Here is a 25,800-nt window from a genome sequence, read left to right as displayed (position 1 = left end):
CAGAGCCGCCGTAATAATGAGCCTGTTCTCCGCTGTCGAAATGGCACCCCGCGATCCAATCCTGGGCCTCAACGAAGCATTCAACGCCGATACCCGGACCACCAAGGTCAACCTGGGCGTAGGCGTGTACTGCAACGAAGAGGGGCGAATTCCACTGCTGCGCGCGGTGATCGAAGCCGAGACGATTCGCGTCGCGCAACACGCTTCGCGCGGTTACCTGCCGATCGATGGCATCGCTGCCTACGACCAGGCCGTGCAGAAACTGCTGTTCGGCAACGACTCGCCGCTGATCAGCGCCGGTCGCGTCATCACCACTCAGGCCGTCGGCGGGACCGGCGCGCTGAAGATCGGTGCCGACTTCCTCAAGCAACTGCTGCCGAACGCCGTCGTGGCGATCAGCGACCCGAGCTGGGAAAACCACCGCGCGCTGTTCGAGACCGCTGGTTTCCCGGTGCAGAACTATCGTTACTACGACGCTGCCACCCACGACGTGAACCGCGCCGGCATGCTCGACGACCTCAACGCCCTGCCGAACGGCTCGATCGTTGTCCTGCATGCTTGCTGCCACAACCCGACCGGCGTCGACCTGACCCCGGCGGACTGGAACAAGGTACTGGAAGTGGTCAAGGCCAAAGGTCACGTGCCGTTCCTCGACATGGCTTACCAGGGTTTCGGCGACGGCATCGATGAAGACGCCGCCGCTGTGCGCCTGTTCGCCGAATCCGGCCTGACCTTCTTCGTCTCGAGCTCGTTCTCCAAATCGTTCTCGCTGTACGGCGAACGCGTTGGCGCACTGTCGATCATCAGCGAATCGAAAGAAGAAAGCGCGCGCGTGCTGTCGCAGGTCAAGCGCGTGATCCGCACCAACTACTCCAACCCGCCGACCCATGGCGCCAGCATTGTTGCTGCGGTGCTGAACAGCCCGGAACTGCGCGCACAGTGGGAAGCCGAGCTGGCCGAGATGCGCCTGCGCATTCGCGGCATGCGCGAGCAGATGGTTGCCCTGCTGGCGGAAAAAGCCCCGGGCCGCGATTTCAGCTTCGTTGGTCGTCAGCGCGGCATGTTCTCCTACTCCGGCCTGACCACTGAACAAGTGCATCGCCTGCGCAACGAGTTCGGCATCTACGCCCTGGACACCGGCCGCATCTGCGTGGCTGCCTTGAACCAGAGCAACATCAAGGCTGTGACGGACGCGATCGTTCAGGTCATCTGATTTCGGCGAGTGATGAAAAAACGGGAAGCCTTGAACGGCTTCCCGTTTTTATTTGTCCCTGGAACCGCCGTGCAACCTCTAGACTGCACACAATTCAAAGTGTAGGAGCTGACGAGTGCAACGAGGCTGCGATCTTTTGATCTTGTTTCTAAGATCAAGATCAAAAGATCGCAGCGTTCCGCAGCTCCTACCGGTTTTGTGTACACCCGAGATTTTTGAAGAGAACCCACATGAAAAACGACAACCTGCGCGCCGACCGTGACGACCTGGATGATTTCGTCCCGCGCGCTCCGGCCAAGCGTGAAAAGAGCCTGGTGCTGCAAGTCGCCACCGGGGTATTCCTCGGTGGCCTGGCCCTGTGGCTGGTGCAACTGGCGGCGACAGCGGTCTATGCCAAGCTGATGCTCGGCACGATTACTTTCGGCAGTTAAGCCAGTTCAGCCGAGCGCTGGGTGGCGGCATCGTCGTAAATCACATACAGCGATTCGGCGACCTGGCTTTTGATGGCCTTGCTGCTTTCGAGACCGAGGACGAAACCTTCGGCCTTGCCGCCGGCGCGGTTCAATTCTTCGGCAGTACTTGCCCCGGTGATTGCATCGAAAAGTTTTTCGGCGTGCGGGCCGATCCCTTTGGGCAGGCTGATCTGTGCGGTGCTCATGCGAGCACCTCGGTGTTGCGGGTGATTTGAATCATGGCGCGTACCTTTGCGGCTAATGGCCGGCAGCGCGTGTGACCACTTCCGGGCTGCCATGGTAGACCTCTGAGGCCTTCCTGGTAACCGCCAATCGCTGACAAAATGCCGTCCGTCCCCATGAATCGCAAAAGTTGCCAGGCGATGCTTGACTTCTCTTTTTGAATCAGTAACATACGCACCAATTCCGCAATAGCTCAGTTGGTAGAGCAAGTGACTGTTAATCACTGGGTCCCTGGTTCGAGTCCAGGTTGTGGAGCCAAATAGCAAAGCCCCTGAATCGCAAGGTTCAGGGGCTTTTTTGTGGGCGCATTAAAAATACCAAAAGGCCGATCTGTTTGGGCAGATCGGCCTTTCCTGTTTCAGACGCAGCGGTCAGACATGTTCGCTGCTTTTCACCTGCACCTTCGGCGCGCCGTGGCCATGATCATGGTCATCCGGCTCGATCACCGGCACTTCCTTGCCATCGCAATCATGCAGCTTGCCGTCACTGAAGTAATCGCCTTCACGCAGCGCGGCGAGATCGCGATAACGCAGCGTGCGCTCTTCGGCTGCGGCGAACACCGACTGTTGATCCGAGTTGCCGGTTGTGAAGTGGTTGAAGGCCAGATTGAGCAGGATCGCCATGATTGCCGATGAACTGATGCCCGAATGGAAAATCGTCGCGAACCAGCTCGGGAAGTGATCGTAGAAGTTCGGCGCTGCGATCGGGATCATGCCGAAACCGATCGAAGTGGCGACGATGATCAGGTTGACGTTGTTGCGGTAGTCCACCTTCGACAACGTGCGAATGCCACTCGCCGCCACGGTGCCGAACAGCACGATCCCGGCGCCGCCGAGGACAGAAGTCGGCACGGCGGCAATCACCCGGCCCATGAACGGCAGCAGCCCGAGGACGACGAGAAACAGACCGCCGGTGGCCACCACGAATCGGCTCTTGATCCCGGTCACCGCCACCAGGCCGACGTTTTGCGCGAAAGCACTTTGCGTAAACGAACCGAAGATCGGCGCAAACATGCTCGACAGCATGTCGGCGCGCAGGCCGTTGCCCAAGCGTTTGGAATCTACCTTGGTGTCAATGATTTCGCCCACGGCAAGGATGTCTGCCGAGGTTTCCACCAGCGTCACCATGACCACAATGCACATCGACAGGATCGCGGCGAAATGGAAGGTCGGCATGCCGAAGTGGAACGGTGTCGGGAAGCCGAACATGGGACCGGTGGTGACACTGGAGAAATCCGCCATGCCGAGGAACACCGCCAGCACCGTGCCGATGACCATGGCCAGCAGAATCGACAGCCGAGAAATGGTCGCGCTGCCAACCTTGCTCAACAGCAACACCAGCACCAGCGTCACCGCTGCCAGACCGATGTTCTGCATGCTGCCGAAGTCCGGCGCGTGGCTGTTGCCGCCCATTGCCCAGCGTGCGGCCACCGGCATCAGCGTCAGGCCGATGGTGGTGATCACAATGCCGGTTACCAGCGGCGGAAAGAACTTGGTGATGCGCGAAAACACTGGCGTGATCAGCAAGCCGATCAACGAGGCGGCAATCACCGCGCCCAGCACCGATTGGAAACCGCCCTCCCCGCCACTGCTGACGATCGCGACCATGGTCGCCACACCAGAGAACGATACGCCCTGGACCAGCGGCAGCTGACAGCCAAAAAACGGCAGACCCAGGGTTTGCAGCAACGTCGCCAGCCCCCCCGCAAACAATGAAGCAGCAATCAACAGACCAATGTCCGCCGGCGACAGACCGGCCGCCTGGCCAATGATCAGTGGCACCGCAACGATACCGCCGTACATGGTCAGAACATGTTGCAGGCCGTAAGCCATATTCGCGCCGACCCCGAGGTTTTCGTCCTCGGGCCGTTGGTGTGAAACATGGGGCGTTTTCATGGTGGGGGGTTCCCTGGTTTTTGTTATGCGCACACTGTATTCAATACTCAGGACAAATGTCCATAGAGTTGTATACAACTTGTCAGTCACATAATGGTTAGGTAGCCATCCAACCTTCTAGTCTGCGCTTCTTGCCCCAACAAATTCGGCAACACATCCCCGCTGCGTCCGCGCCAGTGCCCACCAGGCTGAAGTGTTCAAGGCGACCGACGGTGCAGTCGCGCTCTTTCAGCGGCAATCGGGGAGATCCGTCGCGTATTGGAGCCTGATGTAAAGCCTTAGATGGAGGCTGGCGCGATTACCCGAGCCAGCGCTTGCCGCACACGCGGTGAATCAGGCACTTGAAGATCAAACTCACGCCGCAGCAATTTCATCAGCTCGTCGACATCCGCCACCTCGCGCCGCTCACTGTCCGCGCCCATGTGATGAATGGCAAAACTGCCGTTGTTCAGGGTTTTGCGCCAACCAGCGCCGGTGCGCGCCAGCATCAGGCGCTGGGCAAAAGGTGACTCGGGATGCGTCGAGACGTACCAGTTGCCAACGGTGTAATCGATGTCTTCCTGGCGTTGCAAATCGAACAGGTACATCGGCCGCCATTCACCTGCGACCTTGGCGCGCAGCAGGTAGCCATCGGTTTGCTTGTCGATGCAATAGGGTTCGTGTGGGGTGGGTTGTTCATGTTCGCTGTCGAGCAAAAGCGGCGCGGTGGGCACCATGCCGCCAAAGCCGACGTCGGCGATATAGCGAGTGCCGTCGATGGTGACCAGGCTCAAACGATGGGTGCGCGCCGTCCAGCTGCCTTCCGGTTGATTCATCACCACGCGCCCGCTGATGCCGCGCGCCTCAAATCCCAGTTCAAGCAAAAGCGCATAAAACAAATGATTGAGCTCATAGCAGTAGCCGCCCCGCCCTTGCTGCAGCACCTTGCTTTCGATGGAGTCCAGGTCGATCGACACCGGTTCACCCATGATCGTAGCCAGATTTTCGAAAACAAATTCGGCGGTATGGCGCAGTTGCAACTGACGCAACGTATCCAGTGTCGGTGGCGGCGGCGCATCGAAACCCAAACGTTGCAGATACAGATTGGTATTGCTCAGCCGTAGCGCACTCATTGCTCGATCCTTATGCATGGGCCGCAGAACACTGCGTGGATATTGCCCTGTATACGGGATCAGGCACGGCTTCCGACAATTGATTTCGCCAATCGCCCGCTCAGCGCTTTTTCCGCGAAGCGATGCGAATCCATGTCGGTGCATGGTCGCTGGCGTGCGGTTCGTTGCGCACCCAGGCGTCGACGCCGGCATCGTGCAGATACGGGCTCAATGCCGGGTTGAGCAGCAGGTGGTCGATGCGCAGGCCGGAGTTGGTTTGCCAATGGTTACGGAAATAATCCCAGAAGGTGTAGATGCGTTCTTCGGGATACACGTGGCGCAGGGAATCGGTCCAGCCCTGGCCCAGCAGGCGCTGATAGCACTCGCGGCTTTCGGGTTGCAACAAAGCATCCTTGAGCCAGGATCGCGTGTTGTAGATGTCCATGTCGGTGGGCACGACATTGAAGTCACCGGCGAGCACCACCGGGTGATCGCTGCTTTGCAGGTCTTTGGCGTAATTGATCAGACGCTCGAACCAGGCCAGTTTGTAATCGAATTTCGGCCCCGGCTGTGGGTTGCCGTTGGGCAGATACAGGCAACCGACCAGCACACCGTGCACCGCCGCTTCGATATAGCGGCTGTGCGTGTCATCGGGATCGCCGGGCAAACCGCGTCGACTCTCCAGCGGCTGCGCATCACGCGCCAGAATCGCCACGCCATTCCATGACGCCTGGCCCTGCCAGATCGCGCCGTAACCGACGGCCTCCAGTTCGGCGGCGGGAAATGCGCTGTCCACCGACTTGAGCTCTTGCAGGCAGACGATGTCCGGTTGGTCGCGCTTGAGCCACTCCAGCAGATTCGGCAGCCGCGCGCGCATGCCGTTGACGTTGAAGGTGGCGATCCGCAGGTTTTTCATCGTCTGCAACTCCTGCCCGGTGGGATTGCAAATTGTGACCCTGAGAACGCCGCGCAGGTTGCATCGAATGACAATGCGACAGCTCAGACGCGATTACGCAGCCATTGCAGGAAGCCTCTTTTCGGCGCGACCACGGGCGCGTCCTCGGTCAGCGACTGCGCCTTGTGCAGACGAAAATCGAGCAACGCCTGCATCGCATCATGGATGTCATGGCGCGCGTCCAGGCACGGTTTCAGGTAGGACTTCTCGATGCGATACAGGGCGCAGAAAGTCTTCGCGGAAAAATCCGCCGGCAACGCGGTGTCGGAAAGAATCCCGGCCTCGCCGATCACCTCGCCCGGCCCCATGCGCCCGGATTCCAGGGGTGCACCATGGCGCTTGAGCGTCACCGAAACCACGCCGGATTCAATGATGAACAAATGATCGCTGACCTCCCCGCCCGCCAGAATCGTTTCGCCGGCGCGGAAGGTTTGCAGGGTCATGTTCTGGCTGAAGGTGTCTTTCTCTTCTTCACGCAGAGTCGAGAAGATCGGTGAGCTTTCTAACAACGCCCTTGGCCGCGACAACTGCGGTGCGGCGCTGGTCTCGTTGCTCGACAGCAGGTTGACGCCGGAGGCCTGCAAATGCCGGTAAGCGAGGTCGAACAACTGATTGCGCACCACGCGCTTCTCGCCCATCGAGGCGACAAATCCACTGATTTCGTATTCCGCGCCGCCGCTGGCAGAACTCTTCAACGATACGCTCGGCGCCGGCGTGTCGAGCAATTGCCGGCAACCCTGCATTGCCCGCTCCAGCGCCTCGATCACTGAGCTGGGCCGGGCATGGGGGCTGACAGGCACGCTGACGGAAACGCCGAACATATTGCTCGGTCGGCTGAAGTTGATGATTTTGGCTTTCGCCGCCAGCGAGTTGGGTATCACGGCCATGCTGCCCTGGCTGGTTTGCAGACGCGTGGCGCGCCAGTCGATGTCGGTGACGCGGCCCTCGGTGCCGTCGATGGAGATCCAGTCATCGAGTTGATAGGGCTTGGTGGTGTTGAGGACGATGCCGGAGAACACGTCGCTCAAGGTGCTCTGCAAGGCCAGACCGACAATGATCGCCAACGCGCCGGACGTCGCCAGCACGCCCTTGACCGGCAGATCGAGCACGTACGCCAGCGCCGCAATGATCGCGATGAGGAAAATCACCGCGCCGAGCAAGTCCTGCAACAGCCGGCCGGTATGGCCGACCCGCTGCATCATCACCGCGCCGATCAACACCGTCAGGGTGCGCGCACCAAACAGCCACCAGCCGATCTGCAGCCCGGTTGCCGCCAGATGCAGCGGCACGTTGTCGGCCCACGGCGCCGGTTCCATCGGGTTGAGACCTTCGTTGAACAGCACAATGCTGAACAGGGCGAAAATCAGCACCCGCACCAGCAGCTTCCATTCGCTGCCGCGAGAGCTGATCAGCCGCCACAGGCCAAGATCGAGCAGGATCAGGATCAACGCGCTAAACAACGGGTGTTCGGTCAGCAGAGACAGCATCAAACAACTCCGACAAAGGCCAATCGCGAGAAGATCGCACAGATTGGCACAGTGTAGGAGCAATTGATTTCGGTGGATGAACCGCCACTTGAAAACACTGCGAAACCCTGTAGGAGCTGACGAAGGCTGCGATCTTGAAGATGTGGGACGCGGAGCGTCCCCGGCTGCATTCCCACGCAGAGCGTGGGAACGATCAGACGCTGAAAAACCTGTGGGAGCGAGCCTGCTCGCGAAGGCGTCCTGTCAGTCACTACCTCTTCGACTGAATCAGAGCATTCGCGAGCAGGCTCGCTCCCACAGGGGAGTTTCAGTTGCCAGTAAAGCTCGGGGTCAGGCGTGCATCCGGCCAAAACGCCCGGACTGGAAGTCGGCGAAGGCCTGATGAATTTCCTGCTCGGTGTTCATCACAAACGGGCCATGGCCGACGATCGGTTCGTCGATCGGCTCGCCGCTGAGCAGCAATACCACCGCGTCTTCGCTGGCCTGGAGAGTGAGTCGATCACCGTCGCGTTCGAACAGCGCCAACTGCCCGACCCCTACCGATTCCGCACCGTTGACCTGCACCGAACCTTTCAGCACCACCAGTGCGGTATTGCGTCCTTCGTGCAGATCAAGCGTCAGCAACTTGCCGGCATTGAGGCGCAGATCCCAGACGTCGATCGGCGTGAAGGTGCGCGAAGGTCCGGTGTGCCCGTCGAATTCACCGGCGATCAGTCGCAGGCTGCCGGCGTTGTCCTTGAGCGCGATGCTGGGAATGTCGCGGTCGAGAATGGTCTGGTAACCCGGCGCGGCCATTTTGTCCTTGGCCGGCAGGTTGACCCACAGCTGGACCATTTCCAGCTTGCCGCCGGTTCTGGCGAAATTCTCCGAATGAAACTCTTCATGGAGGATGCCGGACGCTGCGGTCATCCACTGCACATCACCCGGGCCGATGGTGCCGCCGCTGCCGGTGGAGTCGCGGTGTTGCACTTCGCCGTCGTAAACGATGGTCACGGTTTCGAAACCACGGTGCGGGTGCTGGCCGACGCCACGCTGTTCGGTGGTCGGGGTGAATTCGGCGGGACCGGCGTGATCGAGCAGCAAAAACGGGCTGATGTGCTTGCCCAGGTTGTCGTAAGAGAAAAGTGTGCGCACCGGGAAACCATCGCCGACCCAATGGCCGCGCGGGCTGGTGTAAATGCCGATGATGTTTTTCATGGGGTCTCCAATGTGTAAATGCATTGGATTAAGCCTAAAGGCATATCGAATATTCGACTAGACGGTGAAAACCGGCTTGAGTGTTCCATGTGCAGAACAATTGGGTCAGCAGCGCGCATTTCGCGAGCAGGCTCGCTCCCACAGCAGACTGCATTGGTTCAGAGGCACCGTGCGAGGCCGTGCATGGCTTCGCGCAACCTGTCGATGGCACGGTTGATAACTGCGTTTTCACTGCCTCGGCAAGCCGTTTCCAGCTCAACACACGCCGCAACAACCCGCGCAGCGCCGACCATTTGCGCGCCGCCCCTGATGCGATGGGCCAGCTCACGCAGGCCGTTGCGGTCGCCGACGTGGATATGATCCAGAGCCTGGAGATCATCACGCAGGCTGTTGCCGACTTCCTTGCGCAAACGCTCGATCAACGAGTGATCGGTCCCGGCCATCTGCTCCAGGGCACTCAGGTCAATCTCGACCGACTCGGCGCCAGGCGGTTCATCTTCGTGAAGCTCGCAACGGCGGGCGCCGTTCATGGCTTCAGCCAGATCGTGCAAGCGAATCGGTTTGAACAGGCAGCCGTCCATGCCGGCATCCAGACAACGCAGGCGCTCTTCGATCTGCGCGTTGGCCGTAAAACCGAGGATCAGACAGGGCCTGCGGCCGCTGGCGGCTTCTTCGTTGCGAATCGCCTGTGCCAGTTCATAGCCATTGCGTCGCGGCATGTTGCAGTCGGTGATCACCACATCGAAGGCCTGGGTTCGCCAGCGGTCCAGCCCCTGTTCTCCGTCGCCCACGTCTACCGTGCGATGCCCCAATTCACTCAGTTGCCAGCACATCAGCAAGCGATTGACCGGGTGATCGTCGACTACCAACACGCTTAATACACAGGTCGCGGCCGCCGCCTCGGGCGTTGCCAGTGTGGTCGTCACCGACGTCAGCAGCGGCAACTGGATATTGATTTTTACTCGCGTGCCTTGCCCGAGATCACTATCGAGACCCAGCGTGCCGCCCATCATTTCGCAGAGGTTACGGCTGATCACCAACCCCAGGCCGGAACCGCTGCGCGCCGCTTGAAGGCTATTGCTCGCTTGAACGAACGGGCTGAACAGGCGCTTTTGATCTTCAGCACTTATACCGATGCCGCTGTCTTCGATCAGCACTTGCACACTCACTTGCTCGTGCGATATCGCAACGATCTGCAGTCGCAGGCTGACGTCACCTGACTGGGTGAATTTGATCGCATTGCTCAACAGGTTGGACAGCACTTGTTTGAAGCGCGTCGGATCGACCAGCACATCCACGTCGGCGCGCGGATCAAGTTCGATGCGCCACAAGAGCCGTTTCTGCCGCGCCAGCCCTTCGAACACCCGACATACCGACGACACCGTCTCCCGCAGGTTGGCCCGCTCGGGCGCGAGGGACAAATGCCCCGATTCGATACGAGCGATATCGAGAATGTCGCCAATCAACGCCAATAATTGCTGGCCGGCATTCGACGCCACCTGAATGGCGAGTCGATCGGTCACGCCCTCCTCTGCGCGCTTGAGGGCCAGTTCGAGCATGCCGATCAGGGCGTTCATCGGCGTGCGGATCTCGTGGCTCATGGTCGCCAGAAAAGTGCTCTTGGCCCGACTGGCTTCGTCCGCCGCGTCCTTGGCCTGTTGCAGTTGCAGCAACCATTGCTGACGCTGGTGGATCTGCCGGCGCTGCCAGCCAATCCACAGCAGTGCCAACAGAAGCAAGGCAGCTGCGCTGGCGAAACCAAGCAGAATCTCCTGACGGTGGCGCAGCCAGTAGCTGTTCTCGACCACTACATCGTGGCTCCAGCGCTCCACCAGTTCATCCATTTGCTGCGGCGCAATGCTCAGTAACGCCTTGTTCAGGATCGAGTGCAGCAATGCCGATTGCGGCGCCGTGGCCAATGCGATGCGCGCCGGCTGATCGCCAACGGTGCCGGTAATTCGCAGGCGATCGCGGTACTGCCGGGCAATCAGAAAACGCGCCACCAGCAACGAGCTCACCGTTACGTCGACCTGTCCTCGGGCAATCAGCGCCATGCCTTCGGCGGGGCTTTTCACTTCGACCAGACGTAGTCCGGGCACGCGTTGCAGCAGGTATTCGCGCAACGGGTGGCCGCGATAGATGGCCAGGCGTTTGCCCGCCAAGTCGTCGAGCGGCAATGGATGTGGCCCGTTCGCCGCACTGACCAGCACGAACGGATTGTTCAGATAGGCGCGGGTGAATTGCAGCTGCGCTTCCCGCTCGGTGCTCGGCGTCACCACCGGCAGGACATCAAGTTCACCCGCCTGGAGCTGCTCGAACTGATCGTTCAACGAGGTGCCACGCACGATCTCGAAATTCAGCCCGCTGCGCTGAGCGATGAGGCTCAACAACTGCGCTGCCAGGCCGTTGAAGCGTCCCTCGGCATCGAAAAACGCCAACGGCGCGAAGTCTTCGACCGCGCCCACCCGCACCACCGGGTGCTGATCAAGCCACTGCTGTTCAGCGGCGCTGAGCTGTACCCGCGACTGTTCGGCCATCTCGGCGAGGCCGACGCTCCAGCGCTGTTCGATCAGATGCCGACGCTCCATGGGCACGGCCAGCAAGGCCTTGTCGACGATGCGTTTGAGCACCACATCGCTGCGCAACAACGCAAAGGCGAACGGATTGGCATCAAGCCCCGACGGCCCGGCCAATTGCAGGTCGTTGCGATAGTTGGTGTTGATCAGATAATTGGCGCTGATGAAGTCGCCCAGGTACACGTCGTCGGCACCGAAGGCGACCGCGCCGAGTGCATCCATGGCCGAAGCATAAAGCTGCACGTGGGCGCCGGGGTAGAACGCCTGAACATGGGCCAGTGGCAGGTAATCCTCGACCATGGCGATGCGTTTGGCCGTCAGGTCGGCGGTCAGCTTCTCGTCGTGACGCGTGACCAGCATAGGCTGATCTTCAGCATACGGCCGCGACAGAACAAAGGCCGGATCCGCCGCTTCGAAACTGTTCGAGGTGCCCAAAAGATCAACGTCAGCGCGCTTGAGTGCGGCCATCAGTGCCGGCCGATCGGCGAAACGCCGCACTTCGATCCTGATGCCGAGCAGTTGCGCCAGCAGATCGGCGTAATCGGCGGTCAGCCCTTCCAGCTCATGCTGTTGGCGGGTGATTTCGAAGGGCGGGTAATCCGGGCCGGAGATGCCCATGCGCAAAACTGGATGCTCACGCAGCCAATGGCGCTCCCGATCATCGAGGCGGACCTGGATACCCCCAGGTTCGAGGCGCGCCAGCACCTCCAGTGTCTGCGGTTGGTCATTCGCCCCGACCGAGGCAACAAGCCCCAGCCACAGTCCTAAAACCCGCAGTCCCTGCGTCATGTCGAGGTACTCAGATCAAGTGATTGCGCTTGGCGAACTCACGCAGAAGCACCAGCGAACCCAGGCCAAGTTTCGCCATCATGCGGGTCTTGTAGGTGCTGACGGTCTTGTGACTCAGGTGCATCTCCTGGGCGATGGCTTTGTTTGGTTTGCCCAACGCCAGGTTCACGAAAATGCATAACTCTCGATCGGACAGCTGAGCGATCAGCTCCTGTTCAGTGCGTTGCACCGCGTTGTACAGACCGCTGGTATTGGGCAACGCAGAGAAATAGGTGTGGCCGGACATCAGCGCCTTGATAGCATCGTGCAGCAGCGTCAGATGATTGCTCTTGGTCACGTAACCCCGCGCGCCCGCGCGCAAACAGCGCTCCTGGTAATGCGTGGGCTCATGCATGCTGAACACCAGGATCCGGCAGCGTGCCGTCGGCGCTTTGATCTGGATTCGCGTCAGCACTTCCAGCCCGTCCATGGACCCCAAGCCGAGATCGAGCACGACCAGGTGCGGATCATGCGCGCAAATCAACGGCACGACTTCATTGCCATTGGACGCTTCATGAATCTGCGTGAAGCCTTGAGCCTGCAGGACAATGCGAATGGCCGCGCGCACGACTGGGTGATCATCGACGATCAGCGCTGACTTCATTGGTACTCCTGCAAAATCGAAGACACCGCAACAGTCTGTCCCGGAGTCGGTGGCTGCGCCGGCACTGTTACATGGATGAGCAAGAGAATCACCTGTCAGGTCTGACAGTTGTGCAGAGTGGTTTTTTATGCATTGGCATGGCGCAACGACGCATGAGAGTCGGGCGGTGCCTGGCGTTCGTCGCAAGCTTCGACTCTCGCCATCACCTGCCCGATGAGCTGTGAATTGGGCAATGGCGTCGGGCTGATCTGCGCGTTTTCCTGAGCAAACCCCGCAACCGCCAGCAAGGGCGCCGACGGTTCGTTGTAGATCAGAGCGTGGCGAACCTGTGGGTGATCGAGCAGAAAGCCCGACAGATCGAGGGAGCCTGCCGCCAGCTCGGCATTGATCACCAATACATCGAACGGCTCGCAGCCGTAGTCGACCAGGGTCAACAGTTCGCCGAGATTCTGCACCGGGGCGACGCGGTAGTAGCCGAGCGAGTTGAACAGGCGCTCGATTTTCATGCGATGAAAATGCTGCGGGTCGGCGATCAGGATGCGCAACGCTTTGTTGCTCATGGTCATTCTCCCGGTGAGGTTTGGGGAGGGCAAGACTACGCAAGCGTCGGGGATAGCTCTGTAGGACTTTTCCTAAAAAGCAGGCCATTCATCCGGCGCCCCAGACGCACCAATATCCCCTGTGGGAGCGAGCCTGCTCGCGAAGGGGCTATACCAGTCAGAGACGTATTGACTGACACGGCGCCTTCGCGAGCAGGCTCGCTCCCACAGGGGAGAGCATTCCATGGCTGCTATTGCCAGCCGAATCTACGGATGTAGAAGCCCTTCACTGCCTGGGTCAGGGCCATGTACGCGAGCAGAATCATTGGCAGAAACGCGAAATACAGCGACGGCAATGCCTGCAACTTGAAGTAATGCGCCAGCGGGCCCATGGGCAGGAAGATGCCGACTGCCATGATAATCGCCGTCATCACCATCAGCGGCATGGCTGCACGGCTTTGCAGGAACGGAATCTTCGGCGTACGGATCATGTGCACGATCAGCGTCTGGGTCAGCAACCCGACCACGAACCAGCCGGACTGGAAGAGTGTCTGATGATCCGGGGTATTGGCGTCGAACACGTACCACATCAAGGCGAATGTCGTGATGTCGAAGATCGAACTGATCGGGCCGAAGAACAGCATGAAACGCCCTACGTCAGCCGGCTGCCAGCGCTGCGGCTGTTTCAGCATCTCTTCGTCGACGTTATCGAACGGAATGGCAATCTGCGAAATGTCGTACAGCAGGTTTTGCACCAGCAGGTGCATCGGCAGCATCGGCAGGAACGGGATGAACGCGCTGGCGACCAGCACCGAGAACACATTGCCGAAGTTGGAACTGGCAGTCATCTTGATGTACTTGAGCATGTTGGCGAAGGTGCGCCGCCCCTCGAGCACGCCCTCCTCCAGCACCATCAGGCTTTTTTCCAACAGGATGATGTCCGCCGCTTCCTTGGCGATGTCCACCGCGCTGTCCACGGAAATGCCGATGTCGGCGCTGCGCAGCGCCGGCGCGTCGTTGATGCCATCACCGATGAACCCGACCACATGGCCGTTGCCCTTGAGCACACGGACGATGCGCTCTTTGTGCGACGGCGTGAGTCTGGCGAAGACGTTGGTCGTCTCGACCGCCACCGCAAGCTGAGCATCGCTCATGCGCTCAATGTCATTGCCCAGCAGCAAACCCTGTTGCGCGAGGCCGACCTCACGGCAGATTTTCGCCGTCACCAGCTCGTTGTCGCCGGTCAGTACCTTGACCGCCACGCCGTGCTCGGCCAAGGCCTTGAGCGCTGGCGCGGTGCTTTCCTTCGGCGGATCGAGGAACGCCACGTAACCGATCAGCGTCAGTTCCTGCTCATCGGCCAGGCTGTAAATCTCGCGGCCTGCTGGCATTGAGCGAGCCGCGACCGCCACCACGCGCAGACCTTCGGCATTGAAAGCGCCGGTGACCTGGCGAATCCGCGCCAGCAATTCATCGCTCAAAGCCTCATCAACTTCGCCGTGACGCACCCGGCTGCACACCGCCAGCACTTCTTCAACCGCACCTTTGCAGATCAATTGGTGGGGCTGACCGCGGCCCTCCACGACCACCGACATGCGCCGGCGATTGAAATCGAACGGGATTTCATCGACCTTGCGAAAGGCACTGCCGACTTTCAATTCGCGATGGATTTCCACGTGTTCCAGCACCGCCACATCCAGCAGGTTTTTCAGGCCGGTCTGGTAGTAGCTGTTGAGGTAGGCCAGTTCCAGCACATGGTCAGAATCCTCACCCCAGACATCGACATTACGCGCCAGAAAGATCTTGTCCTGAGTCAGAGTGCCGGTCTTGTCGGTGCACAGCACGTCCATCGCGCCGAAGTTCTGGATCGCGTCGAGGCGTTTGACGATGACCTTTTTGCGCGATAGAAACACGGCGCCTTTGGCCAGGGTCGAGGTGACGATCATCGGCAGCATTTCCGGGGTCAGGCCGACGGCAATCGACAGCGCGAAGAGTAGCGCTTCGGTCCAGTCGCCCTTGGTGAAACCGTTGATGAACAGCACCAGTGGCGCCATGACGAACATGAAGCGGATCAGCAGCCAACTGACCTTGTTGACCCCCTGCTGGAACGAGGTCACCGCCCGGTCCGTCGCGCCGACCCGTTGCGCCAGCGCACCGAAGTAGGTGCTGTTGCCGGTGGTGAGAATCAGCGCAATCGCGCTGCCGGAGACAACGTTGGTGCCCATGAACAGAATATTGTCCAGCTCCAGCGGGTTACGCGTGTCGCGATCGGTCTGCCGGGTGAATTTCTCCACCGGCATCGATTCACCGGTCATCGCTGCCTGGCTGACGAACAGGTCCTTGGCGCTGAGCACGCGGCAATCGGCGGGAATCATGTCGCCGGCCGAGAGCACGATCAGATCGCCGGGCACCAGTTGCCTGATCGGCAGCTCCCGGCGTGGGCCATCGCGGCGCAGCACCGTGGCGGTGTTGCTGACCATGGCTTTGAGCGCATCGGCGGCCTGATTGGATTTGCTCTCCTGCCAGAAGCGCAGCAGCGTCGACAGCACCACCATGGAGAAAATCACCACGGCCGCCTTGAGGTCTTCGGTCAGCCAGGAGATCACCGCGAGCAAGGTCAGCAGCAGGTTGAACGGATTTTTGTAGCAGTGCCACAGATGAGTCCACCACGGCAGCGGCTGCTCGTGTTCGACTTCGTTGAGGCCGTGTTGCGCACGCAGTGCATCGGCTTCGACGTCAGTGAGCCCCTCGCCGTGCGTGCCCAACGACGACAGCAACGCGGCGCTGTCGGCATGGGCGGCAGCCACCAGCGTACTGGCCAGCGTCGGCGGCACTTCACGGTTGACCCTGGTGTCGTTGATCGAATCCAGCAGCGCCAGACGACGGAAGTGCCGGGCGATGTGGCGGCTGCGCAGAAAACCTGCGAAAAATTCCTTGAGCGTGAGTTTCATGGCTGTGTCCCCTGTGGTCAGCCGGGAAACCGTCGAGCAGGTACCGCCGCGCCTCGCCGCCGGAACAACCGGCACGGCAAGGCGTAGCGCGCCGGTCAGGAACGACAGGCGTGTCGATAGGCGGCGCTGACGACTGAGGTCGCCATCACGCTTGGTTCAGCGTCGTTGAGAAGGACGTCGAGACACGATCCGGAACGGGTCGTGCACGGGATGCCGCTGCTCGCTGTTACGGCGAGACAACGGCAGGGAAAGGCTGCGCGTTATCTTGCCGAGAATCTGCCGGTGATCGAGACCGGCCGACAACTGTCACTCGAACAAGTACCCACTGTGGGTCTCCGCAATTGATGAAAACGCGCGCAGCTTACGCCCGCAGCTAAACCGCTGGAAGAGGTGTTTGCCGGGAATGTGGGGGGTGTTCAGGAAGGGTTCAGAATTTCCCCGCGATCGTCCCTACGCTCAGCGTAGGAACGCCTCATCGGACGCTCCGCGTTCGGCTTCTGAAAGGGACGCGGAGCGTCCCGGCTGCATTCCCACGCAGAGCGTGGGAACGATCATATGTGGGGCTTTCCATGGCCCCTTCGCGAGCAGGCTCGCTCCCACATTTTGCCCTGCGTTCACAGATCCATTGTGGGAGCGAGCCTGCTCGCGAAAGCGGTGTGACAGGCGCCGCAGAACTCAGCTGGCAGTCGCCAACAGCAACTCCGCCACAGAACGGCTGTGCCCGCGCTGTTTGCCATGCTCGTACAACGAGCCAGCGATTTCATCGGCGCGAATCGGCAGCACCGACAGCAGCGTATCGCTCAGGCCATGGCTGGCCTGGCAGAAGCCCTGCATATATATGCCGGCCTTGCAGCGCTCGTCGGTGATCAGTTTGTAGTTGCGATCCACTTCGAATTCGCCGAGGTATTCCTCCAGCGGCGCGAGCAACTTGCGGTGCATCTGGCGCTCGTAACCGGTGGCCAGCACCACGGCGTCATAGATTCGCACCGTGACTTCGCCGGTGGCGTTGTTACGCACGGCCAGTTCGATGCCGTTTGCCGTGGCAGTGGCGCTCTCGACGGTGGTCAGGGTGCGGAACGCATGGCGGGCAATCCCGGAAACCTTCTGCCGGTAGAAGATGCCGTAGATGCGTTCGATCAGGTCGATGTCGACCACCGAATAGTTGGTGTTGTGGTACTCGTTGACCAGACGCTCGCGCTCGACGCTGTTCTGCTGGAACACCAGATCAGTGAATTCCGGCGAGAACACTTCGTTGACGAACGGGCTGTCATCCGCAGGCTTCAACGCCGAGCCGCGCAGGATCATGTCGACCTGCACCGACGGGAAAGAATCATTCAGGTCGATAAAGGCTTCCGCCGCGCTCTGCCCGCCTCCGATGATGGCGATGCTCATCGGTTGATTGTTCACGCACGGCTGCCTGGCCATTTGCGACAGATACTGCGAATGGTGGAACACCCGATGATCGCCCTTCAGCGCCTTGAACGCCTCCGGAATGCGCGGTGTGCCGCCAGCGCTGACCACCACCGAACGCGTGGTACGCACGAATTGCTGGCCGTCGCTGCCCCGGGAAATCACCCGCAAGGCTTCGACCTGCTGGTTGTGCAATACCGGTTCGATGAATTGCACTTCTTCGCCATAACGGCTCTGCGCGGTGAACTGCCCGGCCACCCAGCGCAGGTAGTCGTTGTACTCCATGCGGCATGGATAAAAGGTGCCGAGGTTGATGAAGTCGACCAGACGCCCGTGGTGCTTGAGGTAGTTGACGAACGAGTAAGGGCTGGTCGGATTGCGCAGGGTCACCAGGTCCTTGAGGAAGGAAATCTGCAACTCGCTCTGCGTCGACAAGGTGTTGCCGTGCCAGCTGTAGGTGGCCTGCTTGTCGAGGAACAGCACATCCAGTTCGCCCTGGATCCGGCCGCGCTCCTGCAGAGCGATGGCCAGTGCCAGGTTCGAAGGGCCGAAACCGACGCCGATCAGGTCGTGAACGATGGGCGATGCAATTGCCTGTGTCATTTCCAGTGTCCTCTGGATGAACCCCTCAACGCGGGGAAATAAAGCCTGGGTGGCCTGACCGGCCTGAATCAGGTCAGCAGGTCGTCTGTTGAGTAGGAACGAGGACGATGAAAGGAAATTTAACCGGCGCGGATCACTGGCCATCCCATTGCTGGATGCGCAAGCGGCAATGTTTCATGGCGTTGACGATGTGTTTTTCCACCAGCGCCCGGGAGATGCCGAGGGTCTGGGCGATTTCCGGATGGGACATTCCTTCGATCTTGCGCAGCAGAAAACTGTCGCGGCACAGCGGCGGCAGCTCGGCCAGTGCGCGCTGGAGCATTTCCAGACGCTGGCCGTGATCGAGGGTGCCGTGGGGGGACGGGGTGAAATAGCGCTCTTCATTGTCGAGCACGTCCAGCGATTCGATCTGCCGCAGCGCGTTGCGACGGTGATCGTCGATTACCAGGTTCAATGCGGTGCGATAGAGGAAGGCCCGGGGTTGTTCGATCGGTACCTCGCTGGAGCGTTCCAGCACGCGTACATAGGCGTCATGCACCACATCCTCGGCGACCTGACGGTTGCCCAGTCTGGCGTTGAGGAAACACACCAGCTCACGATAGTAGTTTTCCAACATGACTCCCGACCGCATCGATGCCGTTTCTGTCCTTGAGCGCACTGATCAGACCTGCGGATCACGCAGTAGCAAGATAGTGGCAACTTGAGGTGCGTAATTTATAGTAATTCTCATATAGATTTAAAGAGTTGATTCCATATCCCGGACAAATAGTCGTGGCCCGGCGTCCGGTAACTCGATGTGTCTGCGGCTAAATTCCGTCGCCCATGCCTCGTTTACAGGACAGCCCCTGTGTCTGTCGTGCCTTGCGATGGGCCGCAACCACTGGCCGGAACCCTGCATGAATCGTCCCCGCCCCGCCCGTCGCGCGCTGTTTGTCGCCCTCTGTCTGATTCCCGTGATCGCCCTAGCTGCCTGGCAAGTCTTGCCACCCGGTCGCGACGCCGTTGCCACTGTGCAGGTCAGCCGCGGCGATATCGAAAACAGCGTGACGGCGCTCGGCACCTTGCAGCCGCGCCGCTACGTGGATGTCGGCGCACAGGCTTCGGGGCAGATTCAGAAGATTCACGTCGAGGCCGGCGATACGGTCAAGGAAGGCCAGTTGCTGGTGGAAATCGACCCGTCGACACAGAAAGCCAAGCTCGATGCCGGGCGCTTTTCCATCGAAAACCTCAAGGCGCAGTTGCAGGAGCAACGCGCCCAGCACGATCTGGCGCAGCAGAAATACCAGCGCCAGCAGAAACTCGCCGCCGGTGGCGCCACCCGCGAGGAAGACGTGCAGACCGCGCGCGCCGAGGTTCGCGCAACCCAGGCGCGCATCGACATGTTCCAGGCGCAGATCCGCCAGGCCCAGGCCAGCCTGCGCAGCGACGAAGCGGAGCTCGGTTACACGCGCATCTACGCGCCGATGAGCGGCACCGTGGTCGCAGTCGGTGCGCGCGAAGGCCAGACCCTCAACGCGCAGCAACAGACCCCGCTGATCCTGCGCATCGCCCGACTGTCGCCGATGACGGTATGGGCCGAAGTTTCGGAGGCCGACATTGGCCACGTCAAACCGGGCATGACCGCTTACTTCACCACCCTCAGCGGTGGCACTCGGCGCTGGAGCAGCACGGTGCGGCAGATCCTGCCGGTGCCACCACGTCCGCTTGAACAGAATCAGGGCGGCAGCCCTACCAGTGGTCGCAGCGGCAGCGAACGCGTGGTTCTTTATACCGTGCTGCTCGACGTCGACAACGCCGATCACAGCCTGATGACCGACATGACCGCCCAGGTGTTCTTCGTCGCCGAACAGGCGCAAGACACCCTGACCGTGCCGACTGCTGCCCTGCAACCGGGCTCGCGTCCGCAGTGGCAGCGGGCGCAGATCGTCGCTGCCAACGGTGATATTCAAACGCGGGAAGTGCGCACCGGCATCAACGATCGCCTGCGCACCCAGGTGCTGGAAGGTCTGGCCGAGGGCGAGCATGTTCTCAGCGCGCCGGCCACTGGTCATGGAGGCTGAATGCACACGCCCCTGATCGACCTGCGGCAGATCCGCAAAGCCTACGGCGGTGATGACAGCCCACTGGTGGAGGTGCTGCGCGGGATCGATCTGTCGATCCACGCCGGCGAATTCGTTGCGATTGTCGGCGCCTCCGGTTCAGGCAAATCGACGCTGATGAACATCCTCGGCTGCCTCGACCGACCGACCAGCGGCGAATACCGCTTCGCCGGGGAAAACGTCGCTCATCTGGACAGTGATGAACTGGCCTGGCTGCGCCGCGAAGCGTTCGGGTTTGTCTTTCAGGGCTATCACCTGATCCCGTCCGGCTCGGCGCAGGAAAACGTCGAGATGCCAGCGATCTATGCCGGCACCCCGGCCGCCGAGCGCCATGCCCGAGCTCACGCGCTGCTGGAACGTCTCGGTCTCGGCACTCGCACCGGCAATCGTCCGCATCAGCTTTCCGGCGGCCAGCAACAGCGGGTGTCGATTGCCCGTGCGCTGATGAACGGCGGCCACATCATCCTCGCCGACGAGCCGACCGGCGCCCTCGACAGCCACAGCGGCGCTGAAGTGATGACCCTGCTCGACGAACTCGCCGATCAGGGCCATGTGGTGATCCTTATCACCCACGACCGCGAAGTGGCGCAACGGGCCAAACGCATCATCGAAATCCGCGACGGCCTGATCATCAGCGACAGCGCCGAGCACGCGTGCGCGCCGCCTGTGGCCAATCCCGGGGCGTTGCAAGCGGTCGACCTGCGCCAGCGCCTGAGCAACGGCAGCAGCCAGACCGGCGCCTGGAAAGGTGAACTGGTCGACGCTGTACAAGCGGCGTGGCGAGTGATGTGGATCAACCGCTTTCGCACCGCGCTGACCCTGCTGGGCATCGTCATTGGCGTGGCCTCGGTGGTGGTCATGCTCGCCGTCGGCGAAGGCAGCAAGCGTCAGGTCATGGCGCAAATGGGCGCGTTCGGCTCCAACATCATTTACCTCAGCGGCTCGGCGCCGAACCCGCGTACACCGGAAGGCATCATCACCCTCGACGATGTCGCCGAACTGTCCGCCCTGCCCCAGGTGGAGCGCATCATGCCGGTCAACGGCTCGACCGCCGGCGTGCGCTTTGGCAACGCCGACCACAGCAGTTACGTCGGCGGCAATGACACCAACTTTCCGCAGATTTTCAACTGGCCGGTGATTCAGGGCAGCTACTTCACCCAGGCCGACGAGGACAGCGCCGCCGCCGTCGCGGTGATCGGCACCAAGGTCCGCGACAAGTTACTCAAGGATGTCGCCGACCCGATCGGTCAATACATCCTCATCGAGAACGTGCCGTTCCAGATCCTCGGCGTGCTCGCTGAAAAAGGCGCCAGCTCCGGCGACTCCGATAGCGACAACCGCATCGCCGTGCCCTATTCGGCGGCGAGCACGCGCCTGTTCGGCAGCCGCAATCCACAATACGTGGTGATCGCGGCCAAGGATGCGCGCAAGGTCAAGGACGCCGAACAGGCCATCGAACAGGCGATGTTGCGTCGGCACCACGGCAAGAAGGATTTCGAGCTGACCAACAATGCCGCGATGATCCAGGCCGAAGCGCGCACGCAAGGCACGCTGTCGCTGATGCTGGGGGCGATTGCAGCAATTTCCCTGCTGGTCGGCGGCATTGGCGTGATGAACATCATGCTCATGACCGTGCGCGAACGTACCCGCGAGATCGGTATTCGCATGGCCACCGGCGCCCGTCAGCGCGACATCCTCCGTCAGTTTCTCACTGAAGCATTGATGCTCTCGCTGGTCGGCGGTATCGCCGGAATCGGCCTGGCGCTGCTGGTCGGCGGCGTGTTGTTGCTCAGTGGCGTGGCGATCGCCTTTCAAGCGCTGGCGGTGATCGGTGCGTTTGCCTGTGCGCTGGTCACCGGCGTCATTTTCGGCTTTATGCCGGCCCGCAAAGCTGCCCGGCTTGACCCGGTCACGGCCCTTACCAGTGAATGATCGACCTATGAAAGTGCGACTGACGTTCCTCGCCGCCAGCCTGTTGCTGGCAGCCTGCAGCAGCCCGGCGCCGCGCCTCGACAGCGGCGTGCAACCACCGAGCGCGTGGCAGTCCGCCGACAGCCATGGCGCGCTGCAGAGCAATCGACAATGGTGGACGCAATTCGGCAGCCCCGAGCTGGCGCGACTGGTCGAACAGGCGCGGCTGGGCAGCTACGACCTCGCCGCCGCCGTGGCACGGGTCAGACAGGCCGAGGCCAGCGCAACCATTGCCGGCGCCCCGCTGCTGCCCGAACTCAAGGCCGGGCTGAACGCCAACCGGCAGAAACTGATCCACGGCAAGGGCTACAGCCAGTTGGATGTCAGCCCGGAGAATCGCTCGCTGGATTATTACGATGCCGAGCTCAGCGCCAGTTACGAAATCGATTTCTGGGGCGGCAAGCGTGCCGCGCGCGACAGTGCCGTGTTCGGTGTGCAGGCCAGCGAGTTTGACCGCGCCACCGTCGAACTGACCTTGCTCAGCGGCGTCGCCAACAGTTACACCCAGGCCCTGGCCCTGCGTGAGCAGGCGCGCATTGCCGAACTCAATCTGAAAAATGCGCAGAATGTGCTGCATCTGGTGCAGACCCGTTTCGACGCCGGCAGCGCCACCGCGCTGGAACTGGCCCAGCAGAAAAGCCTGGTGGCGGAACAACAGCGTCGCCTGCCGCTGGTGCAACAACAGGCCCGCGAAGCACTGATCAGCCTCGCCGCCCTGCTCGGCCAACCGGTGCAAGCGTTGCCGTTGCCCGAGCAATCCTTCGCCCAATTGCACTGGCCGGACATCGCCAGTGGCGTGCCGAGCGACTTGCTCAGTCGCCGCCCGGACATTGCCAGCGCCGAGGCCAGACTGGCGGCGGCGCAGGCTGATGTCACCGTCGCCCGCGCCGCGATGCTGCCGAAAATCACCCTGACCGCCAGCCTCGGCAGCGGCGCCGACCTTGCCGCCGACCTGCTGCGCACGACGTTCTACAACCTGTCCTCGGGGCTGACCGCGCCGATCTTCAACAACGGCCGCCTCAGCGCCGAACGCGACAAGGCCAAGGCGCGGCAGGATGAACTGCTGGAGACCTATCGCGGGGCAATCATCAACGGCTTCGCCGACGTCGAAAAAGCCCTCAGCAGCATTCGCGGCCTCGACGAACAACGGCAATGGCAAAGCGAAGAACTGAACCAGGCACAGACCGCTTTCGACATCGCCCAGAGCCGCTACCAGGCCGGCGCCGAAGACCTGCTCACCGTCCTGCAAACTCAGCGCACGCTGTATGCGGCGCAAGACCTGAACGTCCAACTGCGCCTGTCGCGCTTGCAGGCGAGCATTGCCTTGTACAAAGCGTTGGGGGGTGGTTGGGAAGTGATCTGAGGGCGATGCGTCGACTGAACTGACGCCTTCGCTGGCAAGCCAGCTCCCACAGGGATCAGGGTAAATCTGCTGTTCATTCGTATCTTTGAGATCGCTATCGCGAGCAGGCTCGCTCCCACAGAAAAGCAAAGCAGCGCAGCTGCCCGCGGCGAAGCCGCCCCACTCAACAATGAGCGTTAGCTCGAGTGCTTTTGATCTTGATCTACCGGCGACGTCGGAAGGCTGAGCGGAGGGATTGATCCGGGCGTGGGAGCGCAGCGACCGTCTGGCGCAGCCAGACACAGCGGAAGGAGGTGCAGCGAAGCAAACCGGAAACGCTGCGCCCGGATCGATCCCGCAGCGAAGGAACCCGAGCCTGCGAGGGCCGAACGCAGGAGCAAGCGTTTTTTTGCTTACTTTTTTTAGGCGTTTGTAAAAAAAGTGAGTCGCCGTAAGGGCGAAACCTTAGGTAGTCGTTACCGCAGCGATGGATATGTACTCACTCAAAATGCCCCCACCGCCCCAAAAAAAGCCTCCGCGAGCAAGCTCGCTCCTACAAGGGATTGCGACCAATTCAGAGAGTGTGTGTGTTTGAACCAATCTAGAGCTGTCGGCCCTTGACCTTCAGGTGCCGCGCATACCAAGGGCGCTGCGGGACTTTGCGGAACAGCTCGGTCATGTTGTCTTCGTCGCCAAAAGTGATACGCAGCGCCAGCTTCATGGTCTCCGGGTCCATCTCCACTGAGTGTCCGACTTGCAGGCCGGGCACGGTGCTGCAGCCGTGGGTGTCGGGGCCGAGCCAGGGGTCGGCGACTTCCACCCAGCGTCCCGGCGCAAACCACGGCACGCCGTTGACTTCCAGACGGCTCACTTCGCCCGGGTGAAAACGTTCATGGGCGCGGAACCAGTCTTCCAGGCGGTCATCAATCCAGCCGTGGAAACGCCAGAACACCGGATTCACATGGGAGGAAAACGGATCACCGAGAAAGTCGTTTTCCGGCGCATACCAGCGCGCAGCGAAGTCCGCCTGATCGCGCGCCATCGGCATTGGAATGTCGTTGGATGGGTCACGCGCCACCGAAGCCCAGCGCATGTGCAGCCAGTCGTGCAGGCCCAGTTCGACTTCCGAACCGAACTGGCCAAGGGTCAATTTCGACAAGTAACGCGGGTCACGGTACTGCGATTCCCAGACCAGGAAATTGCTCTGGAAAGTCTCCGCCGCTTTGATGTCGCTGACCCACTTGGTGTACTCGTCATCGCCCTCGGCCAGCCAGGTCGGCGGCAGCGAATTGCCGTCATGATTGTCGAAGTAACGGGCGAAACCCTGGCGGTCCCGCTCCAGCTCAGGCTGCGGCTGCGGGAACGCCGGCCAGGAAGGTAGATCCTGCATCGAGCGGGCGATGCCTAGCATGTGCCGATGCATAAAGAAAAAATCCACGCCCGAGCCATTGCGATCCTTGCTTGGCCCACGGGCGTCGCGCTCCTTGTCACGCGGCCCGGGCTGCCAGCCGATGCCGCGCAGCGCTTCGCGTTTTTTCTCCGAGAGCTTGTGCCACTTGTCGCGGGTGGCGTGCCAGAGCTGGTGGAACAACCGATGCTCGGGCGCCACCAGCCAGGCCAACAGTTGCGGATTGAGCCCGGTGCGTTCACGGGCCTCGGGAAAACGTCGTTTGATGGCGATGAACTGGTTGTCCAGCTCGGGCAACGCCAACGGCCGGTCCAGACGCAGCACTTGCCCGGTGAACGTGGCGCTGCCGGCATTGCCGAACGCCGCCCAGACCTCATCCAGTTTGACTTTTAATTCATACACCGGCGGTGCAAGTGGCGCATCGGTGCGCAGCAGGCGCCAATACATCTCGGCGCCGTTGCCCGGTGCCAGATCGCCAACCACTTGATAACGCACAGGCCCTTCGGCACGCAGATTCGCTCCGGTGTCGAGATAACCGCGCAGGCCGCGCCCACGATGAGCGATGTCGAGAAACAGCTCCAGGCCTTGCGCCGGCAAACCATCAAGCCCGGCCGCCGCACCGGTAAAGCGAATGTCCCAGACCCCACGCAAATTGTCCGCCAGCTGTTGCCCGGCGGTGTCCGCCAGATCGACCGTGGCCTCGCCCGGGGTGATCGGAAACTCCTCGCGGGTCAATTCACGATGTGCATAAAAAGCGGCAGGCAGCGCGGCGCCCGTGAGTGCCATGCCCGCCATGAACCAGCGTCGAGAGATCGTCATTGCCCTACCTGTGTCAGCCATGAAGCAGGCTTTATCCAAGCTAGAACGTTTGCTCGGCGGGGAAATTTACGCCGCCGGCAAAACATCCCTGCGCCGCTGCCGGGCATTTGTAACGCA

Annotated in this window: 18 protein-coding genes and 1 tRNA gene; 6 read left to right on the top strand and 13 right to left on the bottom strand. The window is 61.1% G+C overall.

Annotation, left to right across the window (positions count from 1 at the left end; translation table 11 throughout):
* Positions 1–16 precede the first annotated feature (16 nt).
* Entirely contained in the window at positions 17–1,213 is a 1,197-nt protein-coding gene (locus tag AC0Z5Z_RS12035) for an amino acid aminotransferase (protein WP_016773918.1), read from the top strand.
* Positions 1,214–1,443: 230 nt separating this feature from the next.
* Positions 1,444–1,644 (top strand): hypothetical protein, encoded by a 201-nt coding sequence (locus AC0Z5Z_RS12030; RefSeq protein ID WP_056784354.1) that lies wholly within the window; start codon positions 1,444–1,446, stop codon positions 1,642–1,644.
* On the opposite strand, the gene AC0Z5Z_RS12025 is transcribed toward AC0Z5Z_RS12030, so the two are convergent.
* Entirely contained in the window at positions 1,641–1,871 is a 231-nt protein-coding gene (locus tag AC0Z5Z_RS12025; RefSeq protein ID WP_024012377.1) for a hypothetical protein, read from the bottom strand. The two genes, AC0Z5Z_RS12030 and AC0Z5Z_RS12025, sit on opposite strands and share 4 nt — an antisense overlap.
* A 219-nt stretch (positions 1,872–2,090) precedes the next feature.
* Here AC0Z5Z_RS12025 and AC0Z5Z_RS12020 point away from each other — a divergent pair.
* A tRNA-Asn gene (locus tag AC0Z5Z_RS12020) sits at positions 2,091–2,166 on the top strand.
* Positions 2,167–2,279: 113 nt separating this feature from the next.
* On the opposite strand, the gene AC0Z5Z_RS12015 is transcribed toward AC0Z5Z_RS12020, so the two are convergent.
* From AC0Z5Z_RS12015 to AC0Z5Z_RS11965, 11 genes are all read right to left on the bottom strand, one after another.
* A complete protein-coding gene (locus AC0Z5Z_RS12015; RefSeq protein WP_024012376.1) occupies positions 2,280–3,803 on the bottom strand; it encodes a nucleobase:cation symporter-2 family protein in 1,524 nt (507 codons plus the stop codon).
* Positions 3,804–4,081: 278 nt separating this feature from the next.
* Entirely contained in the window at positions 4,082–4,915 is an 834-nt protein-coding gene (locus AC0Z5Z_RS12010) for an arylamine N-acetyltransferase family protein (RefSeq protein ID WP_236169448.1), read from the bottom strand.
* A gap of 100 nt (positions 4,916–5,015) precedes the next feature.
* Positions 5,016–5,810, bottom strand: a complete 795-nt coding sequence (gene xth, locus AC0Z5Z_RS12005) for an exodeoxyribonuclease III (protein WP_485611144.1) — start codon at positions 5,808–5,810, stop codon at positions 5,016–5,018.
* 83 nt (positions 5,811–5,893) lie between these two features.
* A complete protein-coding gene (locus AC0Z5Z_RS12000; RefSeq protein ID WP_110646436.1) occupies positions 5,894–7,336 on the bottom strand; it encodes a mechanosensitive ion channel family protein in 1,443 nt (480 codons plus the stop codon).
* Between the two features lie 330 nt (positions 7,337–7,666).
* Positions 7,667–8,533 (bottom strand): pirin family protein, encoded by an 867-nt coding sequence (locus AC0Z5Z_RS11995; RefSeq protein ID WP_150741426.1) that lies wholly within the window; start codon positions 8,531–8,533, stop codon positions 7,667–7,669.
* Positions 8,534–8,691: 158 nt separating this feature from the next.
* Positions 8,692–11,898: a transporter substrate-binding domain-containing protein gene (locus AC0Z5Z_RS11990; protein WP_485611143.1), complete on the bottom strand. Its 3,207-nt coding sequence runs from the start codon at positions 11,896–11,898 to the stop codon at positions 8,692–8,694.
* Positions 11,899–11,908: 10 nt separating this feature from the next.
* Positions 11,909–12,541 (bottom strand): response regulator transcription factor, encoded by a 633-nt coding sequence (locus AC0Z5Z_RS11985; RefSeq protein WP_056784337.1) that lies wholly within the window; start codon positions 12,539–12,541, stop codon positions 11,909–11,911.
* Between the two features lie 125 nt (positions 12,542–12,666).
* Positions 12,667–13,101 (bottom strand): ANTAR domain-containing protein, encoded by a 435-nt coding sequence (locus AC0Z5Z_RS11980; protein WP_041478514.1) that lies wholly within the window; start codon positions 13,099–13,101, stop codon positions 12,667–12,669.
* A gap of 230 nt (positions 13,102–13,331) precedes the next feature.
* Positions 13,332–16,031 carry a magnesium-translocating P-type ATPase gene (mgtA, locus tag AC0Z5Z_RS11975; RefSeq protein ID WP_485611142.1) on the bottom strand — a complete coding sequence of 900 codons (2,700 nt, stop codon included), beginning with the start codon at positions 16,029–16,031 and terminating at the stop codon, positions 13,332–13,334.
* A gap of 675 nt (positions 16,032–16,706) precedes the next feature.
* On the bottom strand, positions 16,707–18,044 hold the full coding sequence (locus AC0Z5Z_RS11970) for a lysine N(6)-hydroxylase/L-ornithine N(5)-oxygenase family protein (RefSeq protein ID WP_016773905.1): 1,338 nt from the start codon (positions 18,042–18,044) through the stop codon (positions 16,707–16,709).
* Positions 18,045–18,177: 133 nt separating this feature from the next.
* A complete protein-coding gene (locus AC0Z5Z_RS11965) occupies positions 18,178–18,660 on the bottom strand; it encodes a sigma-70 family RNA polymerase sigma factor (RefSeq protein WP_485611141.1) in 483 nt (160 codons plus the stop codon).
* A 280-nt stretch (positions 18,661–18,940) separates the two neighbouring features.
* On the opposite strand from AC0Z5Z_RS11965, the gene AC0Z5Z_RS11960 reads away from it, so the two are divergent.
* The 3 genes from AC0Z5Z_RS11960 to AC0Z5Z_RS11950 are packed head-to-tail and all read left to right on the top strand — an operon-like array spanning position 18,941 to position 23,477.
* The gene (locus AC0Z5Z_RS11960) at positions 18,941–20,104 is read left to right on the top strand and encodes an efflux RND transporter periplasmic adaptor subunit (protein ID WP_485611140.1); all 1,164 of its coding nucleotides are present in this window, start codon (positions 18,941–18,943) and stop codon (positions 20,102–20,104) included.
* Positions 20,105–22,075: a MacB family efflux pump subunit gene (locus AC0Z5Z_RS11955; RefSeq protein WP_485611139.1), complete on the top strand. Its 1,971-nt coding sequence runs from the start codon at positions 20,105–20,107 to the stop codon at positions 22,073–22,075.
* 7 nt (positions 22,076–22,082) lie between these two features.
* Complete coding sequence (locus tag AC0Z5Z_RS11950) at positions 22,083–23,477, top strand: efflux transporter outer membrane subunit (RefSeq protein ID WP_485611138.1); 1,395 nt, start codon at positions 22,083–22,085, stop codon at positions 23,475–23,477.
* Between the two features lie 580 nt (positions 23,478–24,057).
* On the opposite strand, the gene pvdP is transcribed toward AC0Z5Z_RS11950, so the two are convergent.
* Positions 24,058–25,683 carry a pyoverdine maturation tyrosinase PvdP gene (gene pvdP / locus AC0Z5Z_RS11945; RefSeq protein WP_485611137.1) on the bottom strand — a complete coding sequence of 542 codons (1,626 nt, stop codon included), beginning with the start codon at positions 25,681–25,683 and terminating at the stop codon, positions 24,058–24,060.
* Positions 25,684–25,800: the final 117 nt, after the last annotated feature.

It is taken from the genome of Pseudomonas sp. 1L-E-NC-VB-C3 (assembly GCF_057291535.1).
Note: the sequence above shows the minus strand (reverse complement) of the source record. Positions and strands in the feature narration are given on the sequence as shown.

Bases quoted from the DNA above. Each gene is read 5' to 3' on its own strand.
- AC0Z5Z_RS12035 (WP_016773918.1), top strand. From the start codon at position 17: ATGAGCCTGTTCTCCGCTGTCGAAATGGCACCCCGCGATCCAATCCTG.
- AC0Z5Z_RS12030 (WP_056784354.1), top strand. From the start codon at position 1,444: ATGAAAAACGACAACCTGCGCGCCGACCGTGACGACCTGGATGATTTC.
- AC0Z5Z_RS12025 (WP_024012377.1), bottom strand. From the start codon at position 1,871: ATGAGCACCGCACAGATCAGCCTGCCCAAAGGGATCGGCCCGCACGCC.
- AC0Z5Z_RS12015 (WP_024012376.1), bottom strand. From the start codon at position 3,803: ATGAAAACGCCCCATGTTTCACACCAACGGCCCGAGGACGAAAACCTC.
- AC0Z5Z_RS12010 (WP_236169448.1), bottom strand. From the start codon at position 4,915: ATGAGTGCGCTACGGCTGAGCAATACCAATCTGTATCTGCAACGTTTG.
- xth (WP_485611144.1), bottom strand. From the start codon at position 5,810: ATGAAAAACCTGCGGATCGCCACCTTCAACGTCAACGGCATGCGCGCG.
- AC0Z5Z_RS12000 (WP_110646436.1), bottom strand. From the start codon at position 7,336: ATGCTGTCTCTGCTGACCGAACACCCGTTGTTTAGCGCGTTGATCCTG.
- AC0Z5Z_RS11995 (WP_150741426.1), bottom strand. From the start codon at position 8,533: ATGAAAAACATCATCGGCATTTACACCAGCCCGCGCGGCCATTGGGTC.
- AC0Z5Z_RS11990 (WP_485611143.1), bottom strand. From the start codon at position 11,898: ATGACGCAGGGACTGCGGGTTTTAGGACTGTGGCTGGGGCTTGTTGCC.
- AC0Z5Z_RS11985 (WP_056784337.1), bottom strand. From the start codon at position 12,541: ATGAAGTCAGCGCTGATCGTCGATGATCACCCAGTCGTGCGCGCGGCC.
- AC0Z5Z_RS11980 (WP_041478514.1), bottom strand. From the start codon at position 13,101: ATGAGCAACAAAGCGTTGCGCATCCTGATCGCCGACCCGCAGCATTTT.
- mgtA (WP_485611142.1), bottom strand. From the start codon at position 16,031: ATGAAACTCACGCTCAAGGAATTTTTCGCAGGTTTTCTGCGCAGCCGC.
- AC0Z5Z_RS11970 (WP_016773905.1), bottom strand. From the start codon at position 18,044: ATGACACAGGCAATTGCATCGCCCATCGTTCACGACCTGATCGGCGTC.
- AC0Z5Z_RS11965 (WP_485611141.1), bottom strand. From the start codon at position 18,660: ATGTTGGAAAACTACTATCGTGAGCTGGTGTGTTTCCTCAACGCCAGA.
- AC0Z5Z_RS11960 (WP_485611140.1), top strand. From the start codon at position 18,941: ATGAATCGTCCCCGCCCCGCCCGTCGCGCGCTGTTTGTCGCCCTCTGT.
- AC0Z5Z_RS11955 (WP_485611139.1), top strand. From the start codon at position 20,105: ATGCACACGCCCCTGATCGACCTGCGGCAGATCCGCAAAGCCTACGGC.
- AC0Z5Z_RS11950 (WP_485611138.1), top strand. From the start codon at position 22,083: ATGAAAGTGCGACTGACGTTCCTCGCCGCCAGCCTGTTGCTGGCAGCC.
- pvdP (WP_485611137.1), bottom strand. From the start codon at position 25,683: ATGACGATCTCTCGACGCTGGTTCATGGCGGGCATGGCACTCACGGGC.